We start from the raw sequence: 15,333 nt of genomic DNA on the forward strand, positions 1-15,333 counted from the left end.
AGCCGTGACCGAGACCGGAATCCCTCAGACACCCGCGTGGTGGGTCTACCGCGGTGACGGCATTCCGCACAATGCCATCGAGCGCCTGCCCGACCCGCCGAGCTGGCGCCCTCTCCAGCAGGGGATGCCGCCCCAGGACAGCGCTGCCACGCCGGGGCCGGCCGACGCCGAGCGAGGCCGGGTCTTCCAGGCGGATCGCGAGTTGGTCGACGTGGTCAACGCGGCCCTGCTGCTGCGTCGTCCGCTGCTGCTCACCGGGCGCCCGGGCACCGGCAAGTCGACGCTCGCACACGCCATCGCCTACGAACTCGGGTTGGGGCCCGTACTTCACTGGCCGGTGACGTCCCGGACCACGCTGCGGGACGGCCTCTACGCCTACGACGCCATCGGCCGACTGCACGAGGCCAACCTTCAGCGGACAGGTCTCGAGACGGGCAGCGGCACTGGCGACATCGGCCGCTTTCTGCGGCTCGGCCCGCTGGGTACGGCTCTGCTACCGCGGCGTCGCCCCCGTGTCCTGCTCATCGACGAGTTGGACAAGAGCGACATCGACCTGCCCAACGACTTGCTGACCGTCTTCGAAGAGGGGCGCTTCCCCATACAGGAGCTGCTGCGACTGCCTCCCGAACAGCGCAGTGTGCAGGTGCAGACGGCCGATGGCGGGCAGGAGCTCGTCACGGACGGTCAGGTGGCCTGCTGGGCGTTCCCGTTCGTGGTGATCACGTCGAACGAGGAGCGCGAGTTTCCCGCCGCGTTCGCCCGGCGCTGTCTCCGGTACGACATCGAGCCGCCGGGACCCGAGCGGCTGGCGGCGATCGTGGCCGCGCACCTCGGCGCCGAGGCGTTGGAGCAGGCGCGGCCGCTGGTGGAGGCGTTCCTCGTGGAGCAGAACGGAGGGAACGTCGCCGTCGACCAGCTGTTGAGCGCAATACAGCTGGCCCGCGCGGGCGCGGACGAGGAGCCCGAACAGTGGCAGGATCTGCTCCGAACGGTGTGGCGGCACCTGGAGACGGGGCCCTGATGCCCTTCGAACCGCCGGAGCGTTCCACTCCGGATGCGCGAGAGATCGCCGAAGTCCTCTGGCTCGCGGCGCGGCTCGTCCCTGCGCAGGAAGGCTCGGCGCACGGGTTCCCGTCCACCGCCCGCCCGCACCCGCTCCCCGGGATCACCGGCCCCCTGGAGCCCGGTGCTCCGCGCGGCCCTCGCAGTCGCTCCGCCGAGCCGGAGGCGCCCTCGGGCCCCGGCAACACCGCATCGCCCGGCCTGTCCGCCCATGAGCCTCAGCTGCACGTTCAGAGCTTGCCCGTCCCGGCCGATCAGGTGGGCAGCCCCCTTCCGGGGCTGCCGGTGCGCTCCCCAGGGGTACGGCCCCTACCCAAGGCGGTCGAGCTTGGCAGGGCTCTGCGTCCGCTGCGTCGCCGTGCCGCGTCCGCCGTCCGGCATCGATTGGACGAGGAGTCCACGGCGGACCGGGCCGCACAGACCGATGTCTGGGAGCCGGTGCTGGTCCCGGAGGACGAGCCCTGGCTCGACCTCGATCTGGTGGTGGACACCGGCGAGTCGATGGTGCTGTGGGACGGCACGGTGAGCGAGTTGCGCACGGTGCTGCGGCGCGTGGGGGCGTTCCGGTCCATCACGGTGCGTTGGCTCCAGCACCTGCCGGACGGCTCGGTGACGCTACGCGGCACCCCGCCACCGTGGCCCGCGGACGGGGCGAACCGCGTCGGCGTGCCCGGGCGGCACGTCTACCGTTCGCCGCGCAGTGCGCTGCTCGTTCTCAGCGACGGGATCAACAGCGGCTGGCGCTCCGGAGCGGTGGAGCGGTTGCTGACCCAGTGGGCCCGCAGCCGCCCCACCGCCGTGGTCCAGCCACTCGACCGGCGGCTGTGGCATCGCACTGCGCTACGTCCCGTTCCGGTGACCCTGAAGGCATCGCGCCCCGGCGTACCCAACAGTGACCTGCACTCCGACACGGGCCAGTCGGGCCCGCTGGTACCCGTCGTCGAACTCGCCCCTTCAGCGCTGCACATGTGGGCCCGCATGGTCGCTCGTCCGGAGTCCTCACCCTTCCACGGATATGCCGTGTGCCCACTCGCGGACGCCCGCCCCACGCCGGCTCCTCCCGCGCACGAGCCGGGAACGGACGAAGCGCGGCTGTCGCCACTGGACAGGGTCCTCGCATTCAGGGCCGCCGCCTCCCCACAGGCCTTCGAACTGGCCGGTTATCTGTCCGCCGCGCCGCTGTTCCTTCCGGTGATGCGACTCGTCCAGCAGGTCATGGCACCGCGCACGACCGCCTCGCATCTGGCGGAGGTATTCCTGTCCGGGCTCCTGCACCCGGTGCGCGCCGACCAACCCCAGCCGTCCGAACAGACCGAATTCGATTTCGCCGAGCCCGTCCGCGCGCTGCTGCTCGGGTCGCTCCACCAACAAGAGAGCCGCCGTGTCCTGACGGCGGTGTCGGACTACTTAGCCGAACACTCTTCGGCGCCTTACCGGTTCGACGCCGCCCTGGCCGACCCGTCGTCCGAGCTGCCGTCCCGGATCAGCTCGGAGAGCCTGCCCTTCGCCAAGGTCGACGCAGCGGTCGCCGACGCGTTGGGCGGCGGGTTCACGGCCCGGGCCAGAAGACTGCGCGGCCTCATCTCCGGTCTCTCACAGCCCTACGGAAATGGTGACGTACGGTCGCCATACGATTACGTTGTGACCGACACCACATCAATCCAGACCGCAGTCGACGCGGAAGCCGACCGTTTCAACCTGGCCGAACCCGACGCTCACACGGCAGAAGGTCCCGCGCCGACGGGGGAGCCGTCCGGACGATCAGCGGAAAGGGATTCACCCGTGGCCGAGTCCGCCCCCCGCCTGGCCGAAGTCGACGGCCCTCCGAGCCCTTCGGCGACTTCCGGCGGCCCTCTCCAGACAATCACGCGCCCCATGCGTTTCGAGGAGAACATCCCCCTGGTCTGGGGTCGGCGCATTCCACCGAGGAATCACAATTTCACCGGCCGGGACGAGCTCATCACCCAGCTCCACGCCCGTCTGGCCGATCGGCGCGCGGCAATCGTGCCGCAGGCGTTCTTCGGCCTCGGCGGCGTCGGCAAGACACAACTGGCTGTCGAGTACATCTATCGGTATCAGTCCCAGTACCAGCTCATCTGGTGGATCAACTCCGAGGATCCCTCGCTGGTGCGCTCGTCCATCGCCGCACTCGCACCGCATCTCGGCCTGGAGGCCGGGCCGAGCGGTGACGAGGCGCTTCCACTCGTCCTCGACGCACTCCGCCGAGGCTCTCCCTACCGTCGGTGGCTCCTGGTGTTCGACAACGCTGACCGGCCCGAGGATCTGGAGGAGTACTTCCCCTCCGGCGAGGGTCACATCCTGGTCACTTCACGCAACCAGAGCTGGGCAGGACATGCCCATCCCATTTCCGTGGACGTCTTCTCCCGCGACGAGTCGATCAGCTTCCTGCAGCGCCGGGTGCCCGGAATGCCGACGGAGGACGCCTCCCGGCTCGCCGACGCGCTCGGCGACCTTCCGCTCGCCGTGGAGCAGGCCGGCGCCTGGCACGCGGAGACCGCGATGTCGGTCGACGAGTACCTGGAGCTACTGCACGAACACGCGGGGCGGCTGCTGGACACCTCTGTGCCGTCCGGGTATCCGCACTCGGTGGTGGCGACCTGGAATCTGTCGATGGAACGGTTGGCCCAGCGCAGCCCCGCCGCTGTCCAGCTCCTGCGCCTGTGCTCCTGCATGGCGCCGGAGCCGATCAGCTGGGCGCTGCTGCGCAGTGCCGCGTTCGCTCCCCTGCCCTCCCCGCTCGCCGAGGCCTTGCGCGACCCCGTCGAGCTGGGGCTGGCCACGCGGGAGGTCGGCCGGCTCGCGCTCGCCAGGATCGACCATCGCAGCAACAGCCTCCAGATGCACCGGCTCGTACAGGCCGTGCTCTTCAACCAGATGACCCCGCAGGAACAGGAGGACACCTACCACCTCACCCACGTCCTGCTGGCCGCCGCGGACCCGCAGGAACCGGAGGACAACGAGAACTGGCGTCGCTATGCGGAACTGCGGCCGCACATCCGGCCGACCCGGTCCGTCGAGTGCGATGAGCGGGAGGTACGGGACCTGGTCATCAACGAGGTCCGCTACCTCTATCTGCACGGCGACTACACCGGCGGCACGGAACTGGCCGAATTCGCTCGCAAGGAATGGCAGCAACGCCTCGGCGACGACCACCCGCAGACGGTTCGGATCACCCGTTCGTACGCCACTCTGATCCGCAACTTCGGCCGCTTCGAGGAGGCCCGGGATCTCAACGCGGACCTTCTGGAGCGGGCCCGCCGCGTACTCGGCGAGGACCACGAGGAGACGCTGGCGATCGCCAACAGCAGCGGCGGCGACCTGCGCGTGCTCGGTGACTTCGAACAGGCGGCCCGGCGGGACGGCGACACTCTGGAGCGGCTGACCCGGACCTTTGGACGCGACTATCCGCTCGCGCTGATGTCGGCCGCCAATCACGCCCTGAACCTCCGGCTGCTCGGCCGTTTCGCGGAGGCCCTCGCGCTGGACGCGGACACGTATGAGCGGCGGTCGCGCACCTTCGGTCCCGATGACCCCATCACGCTGGTGGTGGCAGCGAACTACGCTCGCGACCAACGGGAGCTGGGCGACTACCGGGGATCCACCGAATCGCTGCGGGCGCTGTATCCGAAGCTCCGCGACCGTCAGGGCCGCGAGCATCCCTACACACTGGATGTGGCCAAGAACCTCGCGGTTTCTCTGAGGGCGGTGGGCGCCTACGACGAGGCACACGAGCGGTCCGCCCGTACCGTGGAGCGCTATCGGGCCAAGTACGGCGAGGGGGACCTCAACACGCTTGCCGCGGTGGGTAATTTCGCCATCGACCTGCTGCTGCGCGGCGAACTGGAGGATGCCGAGAAACTGGCCGCCCAGACGGTGGCGGGCTACGAACAGCTCTTCGGAGCAACTCATCCGTATGTTCCGATGACCGAGACGAACCACGCGCTGATGCTCAGTGCGCTGGGCGAGCACGAGCGGGCGCTGTCACTCAACCTCTCGGCCTACGAGAAACTGAGCGACCGCTTCGGCCCCGAGCACAACTGCACGCTGCGCTGCGGGGTCAACCTTGCCAACGACCTGCACGAGGCGGGCCGTTTCGACGAGGCCGCACAGGCCAATGGTCGTCATCTGGACGCCCTGCGCGCCACCCTCGGTTCCGATCACCCGGTCACGCTGGTGTGCGGCGGGAACCTCGCGCACGACCTGCGGTCACTGGGCCGGGAGGAGGAGGCCGCCTCGCTGCTGGAGGACGTACTCAAACGGTTCGGCCGAACTCTGGGGCGGAACTACCCCGTCGCCGAGGTGTTCGCGAGGGGCGAGCGGGCGTTCTGCGACATCGAGACTCCGGTGTTCTGAACAAGACCGGCGTGCCGAGCGCCCTGTGGTTGCTCGGACACCTCGAACCGGCCTCGCCCCGGCGGCTCGACCGCCAACCAGGCCGCCAGGGCCAGTGGGTCGGGGGCGGGGTCCCGGCTGGGCGTGCCCGGCTCTCCGGCCAGCTCCAGGAACACGGCCTTGACGAGTTCGGTGCGGTGGCGCAGGACATCGGTGCCGGTCATGCCCTCCTCGGCGGCCGATGCGGCGAGCTCCGCCCACCGTTCGACGCGGTGCGGCCGTGCGACAACCGCATCGGCGGCCGCCCGCATCGACCCGGCACGTTCGGCTCCGCGTTGCCGGGCCGCCCACTGGCCGAGCTCGGGGCCCGGCCCTTCCACGGGCCCGGCAGCCGCTCCCACCTCGTCCTCGGGCAGCCGGCCGGCCGGCCGGGCAGCACGCCAGAGATCGGCCAGGCGCCGCACGTCCGCCGCACCGACCACCGCCCAGCGCAGCCGCCAGGCGGCCTCGCCTCCGGTCGCCACCCTGGCCACCGCCCGTGACAGCCTCTCGTCCCCGTCGTCTCCCACGGAGCCCGCGCTGTCGACCGCCTCGGCAGCACACTCGAGGAAGCGCTCGCCGAGACGGCTGAGGCGCACATGCTCGAGCGCCTCCTCCAGGCCGCGCTCGGTGTGCGCCCTGATACGCGCGAACCACCATGCCGCGTCGGCCTGTTCCGGGCCGCGCCGCTTGCCGCTGCGATCACGCCAGAAGGCGAGGTCTCCGAGGTGGGCGTAGATCCCCTGCAGAAGTCCGCCCGGCGGTCTCGGGTCGGGCCTCCAAGGTGCGTACAGCCACGGCCGACCGCCCGGTTCGTACAGCGTCACCAAGTCCATGAGGGCACTCAGCTTGCTGTGCTGGAACTCGTGGAGCAGGGTCAGTGCGAGGCGCTCGGGCTCGGCAGGCCAGGAGGCGAGCACGGTGCCGAAGGCCTGCCGTGACGTCGCGGAGGTGACGCCCCGGGCCGGAGCCGGTATGGGCACGATCCCGCTGAGTCCTGCCGCGAGTTCCGCGGCGCGCCGCGGGTGGCTCTCGACAAGCAGTTCCCACGTCGGCTGTAGCAGTCCCTGCCATGCGGCCGGCCCGGCACGGGCGGTGTCGAGCGCAGGCAACTGCCGGTCCGCGGTCTCCAGCGGGAGGCTCAGGGTCAGCCCCTTGTGCTCGGCCTGGAGCACGGCGACGGGCAGCCAGTCACGGCTCTCCCGGGACGGGTCGCGGGGCAGCCTCAGTACCCGCCCGGGGACTCGGATCTCCACGACGTACTCGCCTCGCGCCGCGGCCGCCGCATCGCTCTGGCGCCGCGCCCGTCGAGCCGCCATCCCCGGACCGGACGGTCCGGCACAGCCCGCCGCCCCGGCTGTCGTACCGGGATCGGCCCCGGTGACAACAAGGGCCGCGTCCTCGTTCCCCGTCTGCACGGCCGTCCCCAGCCCCGGTAGTCGCAGCATCCCCTCATATACGGGCACGGAAATCTCCGTCGCGACACTTGCCCGTACGGCTGCCACGACAGCGAGCGCCGCGAGATCCCGTGCCGTGCAGCCCTCGCCCCGCCGATGCTCCGGACAGTCGCGTGCGGCGCGGCTCGCCCAAGTCCCGAACGAGGGCCCGTCGACAACCGACTCGACCGCCGTGGGGGCAGTGCGTTCGACGCGGGCCAGCAGTTCCGCGGCCTCTCGGGCGGTCGGGCCGCACGGTCCGTCCAATATGTGCCGCAACAGCAGGAGGTTGCGGCTGCGCCTGACACGACGGAGCAGCAACACCGCCTCCGGCCCGCCCTCGCCGCCGGCCAGTGAGTCGAAAACGGCGTCCGGGATGACGTGCGGCTCGATCACCGGACAGGCTCCGCGGAACGGGCGAGCCATCGCCTGATGTGGCCGATGAGCAGCAACAGGTCCGCGCAGTAGACGGTCGGCCAGCGATAGCCCGCGCCCGGCCGGTAGCGGTGGCCGAACTCGCCTCCACCGCACACGGAAAGCTCCGGGCAGCGCAGGCACTCTTCGGCGAGGGCACGCTCACCGGATTGCCGAGCGGCGAAGCCCGGATGCAGCAGCACCTCGTCGAAGGAGTTCCGGAAGACGTCGAGGCCGCTGGCGGAGGCACCATCGTGGCCTGTGCGCAGCGTGTCGTTCTGGTGGATGGCGCCGTCGGCCTCGACGAAGACGGAGACGGTACGGGTGATCCCCACCCAGTCCAGGCGGCTGCGGCCGCCGAGCGTCGTGTGCAGCAGCTCGTCGAGCATCCGCACCGAAGTCTCCTTGTGCGGCGCCGCGACCCAGCGGTCGAAGACCGCCGCCAGCCATCTTCCGTACGCGCCGGGTGGTGCGGATGGCCGCGTGCCCCAATGCGCGTGCGGCAGCAGGAAGTCGATCACAGGAGGCCGGGTCGGCAGCAGCGACTCATAGACGGCGACCGGGTCGCCCGCCGGGTCGATGGTACACAGCAGACCCGCGTACAGCTCGCGGAACTCCCCGGACAACCGCCACAGGCCTGCCATGACCTGGTCGTACGAGCCACGGCCCGACGGCGTGCGGCGATGTGCGTCGTGCGCCCGCCGGTCCCCGTCGAGGCTCACCCCGACTCGTACGCGGTGTTCGGCGAGTGTGTCCAGCATGCGGGTGTCGAGCAGGGTTCCGTTGGTCTGGACCGTGAACTCGGTCTCGGCACCCGCCTCCTGGACGATGCCGCGCACCGTGCGGGTGAGACGGGCGATGCCTTCGGGGCCCGCGAGCAGCGGCTCGCCGCCGTGCAGGACGATCCGGACCAGTGGGAGGCTGTGACTCGCTGCGTGCTCCGCGATGCGACGCGCCGTCTGCCGCAGCGTTCCCGGGCCCATGGCATGCGGCTGACGGCGCCAGGTCTGGTCGGCGTGTTCGTAGATGATGCAGTAGTCGCAGGCGAGATTGCACCTGCTGCGTATCTTGAGGACGAACTGCCGTAATGGGGCCGGCCGCCAGCCCTCGTCGAGGAGTGCCGCGACATCGACCGCCTGTGGTTCAGGCGCTCGCCTGCCAGCTGGTGTATTCGTCCTCATCGGACTCCGCGGCCTCCGCCTGCAGCCGCTCCAGGGCCTGGGCGAGCACCGACCCCGGTACGGCGCGCAATTGGTCGATGGTGAATCCGGCAACGTCCGGCAATCCGCACTCGACCCCCGTCGTCTCATCCATGCCTGTGCCCCTCTCACCCTCCGGGACATGCGGCACCCGGCCCCGCCCTGCGGCGCACCGGCCGCAAGGGCATGGTAGGCGGATCCCCCCAAGTGCGGGAGGACGCCTGCGGCGCGCAGGGACAGATCCGGACACCGTCGTCCGCCGGCCACGTCGGGCCCGACTAGTGTTCCCACACAGCTCGTACGACCAGGTGCGCCTCACCGGCCGCTTTCGCGAGCACCGCGCCCGTCTCCCCGCTCAGCTTGACCCCGAATTCCAATTCCAGACGTTTCGGAGCGACGTCGAGCGAGGTGATGCGGGCGTGCGCCTCGGCGGCCATCCGCCGAATGCCGTCCAGCGCGTCGCCGAGACCTTCCTGGGCCCGCCGGATCACCGTGCCCCCGCTGACCGAGATCTCTTCCAGACCGTAGACGTCCTCGTCGACGGGTTCGACGAGGACCGAGCCGCCGTCCGGCAACGCGAAGCTGACCACATCCCCCATGCACGCCTCCCCTGGGCTGTACGCGCCGGTGCGCTGGTGCTGTCGTACCCGCGATGGAGGCCTCTCGCACCCGTCCTGGCATGCTGGTCGGAACATGAGCACAACACCTTTCCCCTTCCCCTCCCGCAACCCCGTCGGCGGCCATGTCCCGGTGGCCGGCGGTCTCCATTCCGTCGGCCTCTCCTACGCCCGCGATCTCCGGGCCGAGACCGTCCAGGTCTTCGTCGCCAACCCGCGCGGCTGGGCGACGCCCGCCGGAAACCCGAAGCAGGACGAGGAGTTCCGCGCGGCCTGCGCCGCCGGGGCGATCCCCGCGTACGTCCATGCCCCGTATCTGATCAACTTTGGCTCGCACACCGAGGCGACGGTCGAGAAGTCGGTGGAGTCACTGCGGCACTCGCTGCGGCGCGGGCGGGAGATCGGCGCCCTGGGTGTGGTCGTGCACACGGGAAGCGCCACGGGCGGCCGGGAGCGGTCCGTCGCCCTCAAGCAGGTGCGTGAGTACATGCTGCCGCTGCTGGACGAGCTGACCCATGACGCCGACCCGTACCTCCTGCTGGAGTCGACGGCCGGCCAAGGCGCCTCCCTGTGCTCCCGGACCTGGGACTTCGGGCCGTACTTCGAGACCCTCGACGCCCACCCCAAGCTGGGCGTCTGCCTCGACACGTGCCACATCTTCGCGGCCGGCCACGACCTCACCGGGCCGAGCGGGATGCATCAGACCCTCGACCTGCTGGTGGACACGGTCGGCGAGGGCCGGCTCAAGCTGATCCATGCCAATGATTCCAAGGATGTGGTCGGCGCCCACAAGGACCGCCACGAGAACATCGGCTCCGGCCACATCGGCGAGGACCCGTTCCGTGCGCTGATGACCCACCCCGCCACCGAGGGCGTACCCCTGATCATCGAGACGCCCGGCGGCAAGGAGGGGCACGCGGCGGATGTCGAGCGCCTGAAGAAACTGCGCGACGGCTGACCCCGTTGAGGAATACCCCTAGGGGGTATACGGTTCCTGTCTTGTACGAGACAGGAACCGCTATCCGGCGTGGGGGTCCGCATGGAGCACGACACGCACACGCATCACGAGCACGACGCGCACACGCATCACGAGGTACGTGCACACACCCATGACACGGGCGGCAAGGTCACCTGGTCCATGGCGGCCCAGGCCACTCTGCACTGCCTCACCGGCTGCGCCATCGGCGAGGCGCTGGGCATGGTGATCGGCACCGCGTTCGGCTGGGGCAACGTGCCGACGATGGTCCTGGCGATCGTGCTCGCGTTCGTCTTCGGCTACTCGCTCACGCTGCACGGAGTGCTCAAGGCCGGCGTCGACTTCGGGACGGCGTTCCGGGTCGCGCTCGCCGCGGACACTCTGTCCATCGCGGTGATGGAGCTGATCGACAACGGCGTGATCGCTCTGTGGCCGGACGCGATGGACGCGCAGTTGGCCGACCTGCTGTTCTGGGGCGCGCTGGCCATCTCACTGGCCATCGCCTTCGTGGTCACGACGCCCGTCAACAAGTGGATGATCGGCCGCGGCAAGGGACACGCGGTGGTGCACCAGTACCACCACTGACCGGCGGCCGTAGCAGGAGTCAGAGCTCGGGGCCGTCCCCGGGCTCCTCCTGGTAGGAGTAGCGCTGCTCGCGCCAGGGGTCGCCGACGTTGTGGTAGCCCCGCTCCTCCCAGAAACCGCGGCGATCGGCCGTCATGTACTCGACGCCACGGACCCACTTGGGGCCCTTCCAGGCGTAGAGGTGCGGCACGATGAGGCGGAGCGGGAAGCCGTGCTCCGCCGTCAGCAGCTCACCGTCCTTGTGCGTCGCGAAGATGGTGCGGTCCGAGGCGAAGTCCGACAGACGGAGGTTGGAGCTGAATCCGTACTCGGCCCAGACCATGACATGGGTGACGGTGGGCGCGGGCGGGGCGATCTCCAGGATCGTACGAGCGGGGATGCCACCCCATTCGGCCCCGAGCATGCTGAACTTCGTGACACAGTGCAGATCGGCCACGACGGAGGCATACGGCAGGGCCGTGAACTCCTCATGTGTCCAGCAGTGCTTCTCCCCGTCGGCGGTGGCACCGAAGACCCTGAACTCCCAGCGTTCGGGGCGGAACTTGGGCACGGGCCCGTAGTGCGTGACCGGCCAGCCTCGCTGAAGTCGCTGCCCCGGCGGAAGCTCCGACTGCGCCACTTCTCCAGATTCACGCTCCACCGGCTGACCCATGACTCCATCCTGACAGACCCGGGACAGTGCACATGACCAGCCCTGGTCGGAATCGGGCAACTCCCACTAAGCGTGTACTTACTGGACGACCTTCTGTGCCGGTGCAAAGATGCGGCGCAATCTGCCCAGTCCCCCGCTTGGAAGGAGCCTCTGCGATGCAGGGCGACCCCGAGGTCATCGAATTCCTCAACGAGCAGCTGACCGGCGAGCTGACGGCGATCAACCAGTACTTCCTGCACGCGAAGATGCAGGAGAACTTCGGCTGGACGAAGCTCGCGAAATACACCCGCCACGAGTCGTTCGACGAGATGAAGCACGCGGAGGTGCTCACCGACCGGATCCTCTTCCTGGAGGGCCTGCCGAACTACCAGCGGCTGTTCCATGTCCGGGTGGGGCAGACCGTCACCGAGATGTTCCAGGCCGACCGACAGGTGGAGGTCGAGGCGATCGACCGCCTCAAGCGCGGAATCGAGGTGATGCGCACGAAGGGCGACATCACGTCCGCGAACATCTTCGAGTCGATCCTCGCGGACGAGGAGCACCACATCGACTATCTGGACACGCAGCTGGAGCTGATCGAGAAGCTCGGCGAGGCGCTGTACATCGCGCAGGTGATCGAGCAACCGGAGAGCTAGGCGGCTTCATCCAGAGACGCGGACACCCGGACCTCGGAGAGCACCGGCCTGCCCTCATCAGCCGGCTCACGGCGCGGGCACGCGCCCCGGCCCAGCAGAGCCTGAATCCGGCGGACGCACGACCCGCAGTCCGTGCCCGCCTTGCACGCCGACGCTATCTGGCGGGGGGTGCAGGCACCGTCCCCCGCGTGCTTCTTCACCTGCGCCTCGGTGACGCCGAAGCAGTTGCAGACGTACACGCGGTCCACCTCCCGACGGGATTTCCAGGTCGTGCCATCCCCATGATCGGTGAGGCTAACCTAACCTTACCCGTCTCTCAGGAACCGCAAAAGTGCGAGGGGGCGCGGATCGTATGTGATCCGCGCCCCACTTCACATGCCGTAACAGCCGAAACGGCTGGTGATCCGCTACTGGTCCCGGTACATCTCGGCGACCAGGAACGCCAGGTCGAGGGACTGGCTGCGGTTCAGGCGCGGGTCGCATGCCGTCTCGTAGCGCTGGTGCAGATCGTCGACGAAGATCTCGTCGCCGCCGCCCACGCACTCGGTCACGTCGTCACCGGTGAGCTCGACATGGATGCCGCCCGGGTGCGTGCCCAGACCCTTGTGGACCTCGAAGAAGCCCTTGACCTCGTCGAGCACGTCGTCGAAGCGGCGGGTCTTGTGGCCCGAGGCCGCCTCGAAGGTGTTGCCGTGCATCGGGTCGGTCACCCAGGCCACGGTCGCACCGGAGGCGGTGACCTTCTCGACCAGCTCGGGCAGCTTGTCGCGGACCTTGTCCGCGCCCATCCGCACGATGAAGGTGAGGCGGCCCGGCTCGCGCTCCGGGTCGAGGCGGTCGATGTACTGCAGCGCGTCCTCGGCCGTGGTCGTCGGGCCCAGCTTGATCCCGATCGGGTTGCGGATCTTCGAGGCGAACTCGATGTGCGCGCCGTCCAGCTGACGGGTGCGCTCACCGATCCACACCATGTGGCCCGAGACGTCGTACAGATGGCCCGTACGCGAGTCGACCCTGGTCAGCGCGGACTCGTAGTCGAGGAGCAGCGCCTCGTGGGAGGAGTAGAACTCGACGGTCTTGAACTCCTCCGGGTCGGTCCCGCAGGCCCGCATGAAGTTCATCGCGTTGTCGATCTCGCGCGCCAGCTGCTCGTAGCGCTGGCCGGAGGGGGACGACTTCACGAAGTCCTGGTTCCAGGCGTGCACCTGGCGCAGGTCGGCGTAGCCGCCGGTGGTGAAGGCGCGCACCAGGTTGAGCGTGGAGGCGGACGCGTTGTACATCCGCTTCAGGCGCTCGGGGTCCGGGATGCGGGCCCCTTCGGTGAAGTCGAAGCCGTTGACGGAGTCGCCGCGGTAGGTCGGCAGGGTCACGCCGTCGCGGGTCTCGGTCGGCTTGGAGCGCGGCTTGGAGTACTGGCCGGCGATACGGCCGACCTTCACGACCGGCACCGAGGCGGCGTACGTGAGCACGGCGCCCATCTGGAGCAGGGTCTTGAGCTTGTTACGGATGTGGTCGGCGGACACGGCGTCGAAGGCCTCGGCGCAGTCGCCACCCTGGAGGAGGAACGCCTCGCCCTTGGCGACGGCTCCCATCCGGGCACGCAGCTGGTCGCACTCGCCCGCGAAGACGAGCGGCGGATACGACTCGAGGTCCGCGATCACATCGCGCAGAGCCTCGGCATCGGGGTACTCGGGCTGCTGCGCCGCGGGCAGGTTTCGCCAGGTGTTGCCAGCGCTCGCGCTGGACTTAGCGTTCACGGTCACCTCCACAACATTACGGGGTCGTGTCGGGCGTCCCTTCACGTGCTCATCAATTGAGACGCCGCGCGCTCGATCGGGGGCGCTCCGGGCGGCCGTGCGACAGGTCTTCGCGGCCGCCCGGAGCGGGGATCGGGCTAGTCCAGGGCTAGTCCACGTCGAGCCGGTCGCGGTCGATGGAGATCGTCACGTCGCCGTGGGTCTCGGTCCTGTCGCCCAGGTACTGGTGGATCCGCTGGTGCTTCGCCCACTGGCTCGCGGGGATGGACGAGTCGGCGGTCGTCGACCGGCCGTCCCAGCGGGCGAAGTGGATCACGTCGGGCAGGGTGACACGGCTCTTGTTGGCCACCAGGTCGGTGACCAGGGACGAGGTGTTGCCGTACGCGCCGGAGCGGTAGCCGAGCTTGTGCAGCCGCTTCGTGTAGGCGTCGAGGTAGGCCAGCACCTGGCTGGTCAAGGAGCCTCCGGGGGTGTAGTTCTCCAGGTCGTCGTAGATCACCGTGCCCTTGCCGAAGCCCAGCGCGGCCGCCTGCTTGGCCGCGTCGTCGGCGGCCTCGGTGCCCTCCGGCACGGGGTCGGTGATCGCCGCGCAGCCGCCCCCGCAGCTGCCTCCGTCGGAGGTGGGCTGCCGACCGACGTACAGCGGGAAGAACCGCCAGCCGTTCGCGTACTGCGTCCGCAGCCAGCCGGCGGTGAGATGGGTCTGGGCGCAGGCGCGGTTGATCCCGCCGATGTAGACGCCGACGGCTCCGTAGTCGGAGTCGTCCCGCCAGGCGTCCATCGCCGACTGACCGGGCGCGGTGCAGGCGTCGAAGCCCTCGCCCCGGAAGGAGGTCGCGTCGGCGGGGAGGGCTGCCGCCTCGGGCGCCCCGGCGGTCGGCCCTTTCTGCGCGGCGGCGACGGGCAGACCCGCCTTGCCCAGGATGTCCTGGATCTTCGTACGGTCCTCCCCGTACGTGGCGGTCACGATGATCCCGTCGGCGGTGACCCGGTACGTCCCCGCTGTGCGGTTCTCGGTGACGGTGGTGCCGCCGCCGGAGCCGGGCTGGATGAGGAGCGCCTCGGTGCGTCCGGTGGCTCCCGCCGGGCAGTTCTGCTGGTCGCCGGGCGTGCCGAGATACAGGGCGTGCCGGTCGAACCGGACGCAGGCATCGGGATCTTTGTCCAGGTCCACGACCTGCCAGGAGGCGGGGACGGTGAACTCGTGGCCGCGGTACGCGACCGTGATGGTGTCGTCGGACTCGATGGCGTCGGCGGGGCCGAGCGCGCCGGCGGCGAGGACCGCGGCCGCGGCGAGCACCGTGAGCGTACGGGCGCCGCCTCGGCGGAACTGGGGTGAACGTGCTGCGTGGATGGCTCTCTCCTCGGTCGGGTTTCCTGGCCATGCCATCCATGGCCGGTGACCGATCGGTAGGAACGCGGCGCGGGAATGGTTCACGCTGTTGCCCGGCCCCCGACGTCGGGTAAGGTGCGGCGCATGTTCGCGCACTCGATCCAGAACTGGTGGTGGACCGCTCATCCGGCGGCCCACTGACTGCGCGTACGCAAGACTTCGCGAAGGCCGCCCGAGGGGCGGCCTTCGGTGTTTCCGGAGCCCGTTCCTCTCCGAGT

At 69.7% G+C, this 15,333-nt stretch carries 14 protein-coding genes; 6 read left to right on the top strand and 8 right to left on the bottom strand.

What is annotated here, in order from left to right:
• Positions 1 to 4 precede the first annotated feature (4 nt).
• Positions 5 to 1,021: an AAA family ATPase gene (locus OG390_RS13840; RefSeq protein WP_406167890.1), complete on the top strand. Its 1,017-nt coding sequence runs from the start codon at positions 5 to 7 to the stop codon at positions 1,019 to 1,021.
• Positions 1,021 to 5,436: an FxSxx-COOH system tetratricopeptide repeat protein gene (fxsT, locus tag OG390_RS13845; protein WP_406167892.1), complete on the top strand. Its 4,416-nt coding sequence runs from the start codon at positions 1,021 to 1,023 to the stop codon at positions 5,434 to 5,436. The genes OG390_RS13840 and fxsT overlap by 1 nt, the downstream gene beginning before the upstream one ends.
• Here the strand turns inward: fxsT and OG390_RS13850 are convergent.
• The 4 genes from OG390_RS13850 to OG390_RS13865 all read right to left on the bottom strand — a co-directional run bounded on the left by OG390_RS13850 (position 5,367) and on the right by OG390_RS13865 (position 9,102).
• Complete coding sequence (locus tag OG390_RS13850) at positions 5,367 to 7,286, bottom strand: aKG-HExxH-type peptide beta-hydroxylase (protein ID WP_406167894.1); 1,920 nt, start codon at positions 7,284 to 7,286, stop codon at positions 5,367 to 5,369. The two genes, fxsT and OG390_RS13850, sit on opposite strands and share 70 nt — an antisense overlap.
• On the bottom strand, positions 7,283 to 8,485 hold the full coding sequence (locus OG390_RS13855; RefSeq protein ID WP_406167896.1) for an FxsB family cyclophane-forming radical SAM/SPASM peptide maturase: 1,203 nt from the start codon (positions 8,483 to 8,485) through the stop codon (positions 7,283 to 7,285). The genes OG390_RS13850 and OG390_RS13855 overlap by 4 nt, the downstream gene beginning before the upstream one ends.
• Positions 8,448 to 8,618 (bottom strand): hypothetical protein, encoded by a 171-nt coding sequence (locus OG390_RS13860; RefSeq protein ID WP_406167898.1) that lies wholly within the window; start codon positions 8,616 to 8,618, stop codon positions 8,448 to 8,450. The genes OG390_RS13855 and OG390_RS13860 overlap by 38 nt, the downstream gene beginning before the upstream one ends.
• Before the next feature lie 163 nt (positions 8,619 to 8,781).
• Complete coding sequence (locus OG390_RS13865) at positions 8,782 to 9,102, bottom strand: CU044_2847 family protein (protein WP_406167900.1); 321 nt, start codon at positions 9,100 to 9,102, stop codon at positions 8,782 to 8,784.
• 94 nt (positions 9,103 to 9,196) lie between these two features.
• Between OG390_RS13865 and OG390_RS13870 the strand changes: the two genes are divergently transcribed.
• Both OG390_RS13870 and OG390_RS13875 read left to right on the top strand, forming a co-directional pair.
• Positions 9,197 to 10,078: a deoxyribonuclease IV gene (locus tag OG390_RS13870; protein WP_406167902.1), complete on the top strand. Its 882-nt coding sequence runs from the start codon at positions 9,197 to 9,199 to the stop codon at positions 10,076 to 10,078.
• Positions 10,079 to 10,159: 81 nt separating this feature from the next.
• The gene (locus tag OG390_RS13875) at positions 10,160 to 10,681 is read left to right on the top strand and encodes a DUF4396 domain-containing protein (protein WP_406167903.1); all 522 of its coding nucleotides are present in this window, start codon (positions 10,160 to 10,162) and stop codon (positions 10,679 to 10,681) included.
• A 19-nt stretch (positions 10,682 to 10,700) separates the two neighbouring features.
• Here OG390_RS13875 and OG390_RS13880 read toward each other — a convergent pair whose 3' ends face one another.
• Complete coding sequence (locus OG390_RS13880) at positions 10,701 to 11,333, bottom strand: sulfite oxidase-like oxidoreductase (RefSeq protein WP_406167905.1); 633 nt, start codon at positions 11,331 to 11,333, stop codon at positions 10,701 to 10,703.
• Between the two features lie 155 nt (positions 11,334 to 11,488).
• Here OG390_RS13880 and bfr point away from each other — a divergent pair, with 155 nt between their 5' ends.
• The gene (gene bfr, locus OG390_RS13885; protein ID WP_406167907.1) at positions 11,489 to 11,968 is read left to right on the top strand and encodes a bacterioferritin; all 480 of its coding nucleotides are present in this window, start codon (positions 11,489 to 11,491) and stop codon (positions 11,966 to 11,968) included.
• Here bfr and OG390_RS13890 read toward each other — a convergent pair.
• The 3 genes from OG390_RS13890 to OG390_RS13900 form a co-directional block, all read right to left on the bottom strand.
• Positions 11,965 to 12,216 carry a bacterioferritin-associated ferredoxin gene (locus OG390_RS13890; protein WP_406167909.1) on the bottom strand — a complete coding sequence of 84 codons (252 nt, stop codon included), beginning with the start codon at positions 12,214 to 12,216 and terminating at the stop codon, positions 11,965 to 11,967. The genes bfr and OG390_RS13890 overlap by 4 nt on opposite strands.
• A gap of 159 nt (positions 12,217 to 12,375) precedes the next feature.
• Positions 12,376 to 13,728 (bottom strand): class II 3-deoxy-7-phosphoheptulonate synthase, encoded by a 1,353-nt coding sequence (locus OG390_RS13895; RefSeq protein ID WP_399078228.1) that lies wholly within the window; start codon positions 13,726 to 13,728, stop codon positions 12,376 to 12,378.
• 142 nt (positions 13,729 to 13,870) lie between these two features.
• Positions 13,871 to 15,112 carry a glycoside hydrolase domain-containing protein gene (locus tag OG390_RS13900; protein WP_406167911.1) on the bottom strand — a complete coding sequence of 414 codons (1,242 nt, stop codon included), beginning with the start codon at positions 15,110 to 15,112 and terminating at the stop codon, positions 13,871 to 13,873.
• 87 nt (positions 15,113 to 15,199) lie between these two features.
• Between OG390_RS13900 and OG390_RS13905 the strand changes: the two genes are divergently transcribed.
• Positions 15,200 to 15,256: a trp operon leader peptide gene (locus tag OG390_RS13905; protein ID WP_076973970.1), complete on the top strand. Its 57-nt coding sequence runs from the start codon at positions 15,200 to 15,202 to the stop codon at positions 15,254 to 15,256.
• Positions 15,257 to 15,333 lie beyond the last annotated feature (77 nt).

It is taken from the genome of Streptomyces sp. NBC_00996 (assembly GCF_045162675.1).
Taxonomy (GTDB): Bacteria; Actinomycetota; Actinomycetes; order Streptomycetales; family Streptomycetaceae; genus Streptomyces.

Bases quoted from the DNA above. Each gene is read 5' to 3' on its own strand.
- OG390_RS13865 (WP_406167900.1), bottom strand. From the start codon at position 9,102: ATGGGGGATGTGGTCAGCTTCGCGTTGCCGGACGGCGGCTCGGTCCTC.
- OG390_RS13880 (WP_406167905.1), bottom strand. From the start codon at position 11,333: ATGGGTCAGCCGGTGGAGCGTGAATCTGGAGAAGTGGCGCAGTCGGAG.
- bfr (WP_406167907.1), top strand. From the start codon at position 11,489: ATGCAGGGCGACCCCGAGGTCATCGAATTCCTCAACGAGCAGCTGACC.
- fxsT (WP_406167892.1), top strand. From the start codon at position 1,021: ATGCCCTTCGAACCGCCGGAGCGTTCCACTCCGGATGCGCGAGAGATC.
- OG390_RS13870 (WP_406167902.1), top strand. From the start codon at position 9,197: ATGAGCACAACACCTTTCCCCTTCCCCTCCCGCAACCCCGTCGGCGGC.
- OG390_RS13900 (WP_406167911.1), bottom strand. From the start codon at position 15,112: ATGGCATGGCCAGGAAACCCGACCGAGGAGAGAGCCATCCACGCAGCA.
- OG390_RS13875 (WP_406167903.1), top strand. From the start codon at position 10,160: ATGGAGCACGACACGCACACGCATCACGAGCACGACGCGCACACGCAT.
- OG390_RS13855 (WP_406167896.1), bottom strand. From the start codon at position 8,485: ATGAGGACGAATACACCAGCTGGCAGGCGAGCGCCTGAACCACAGGCG.
- OG390_RS13860 (WP_406167898.1), bottom strand. From the start codon at position 8,618: ATGGATGAGACGACGGGGGTCGAGTGCGGATTGCCGGACGTTGCCGGA.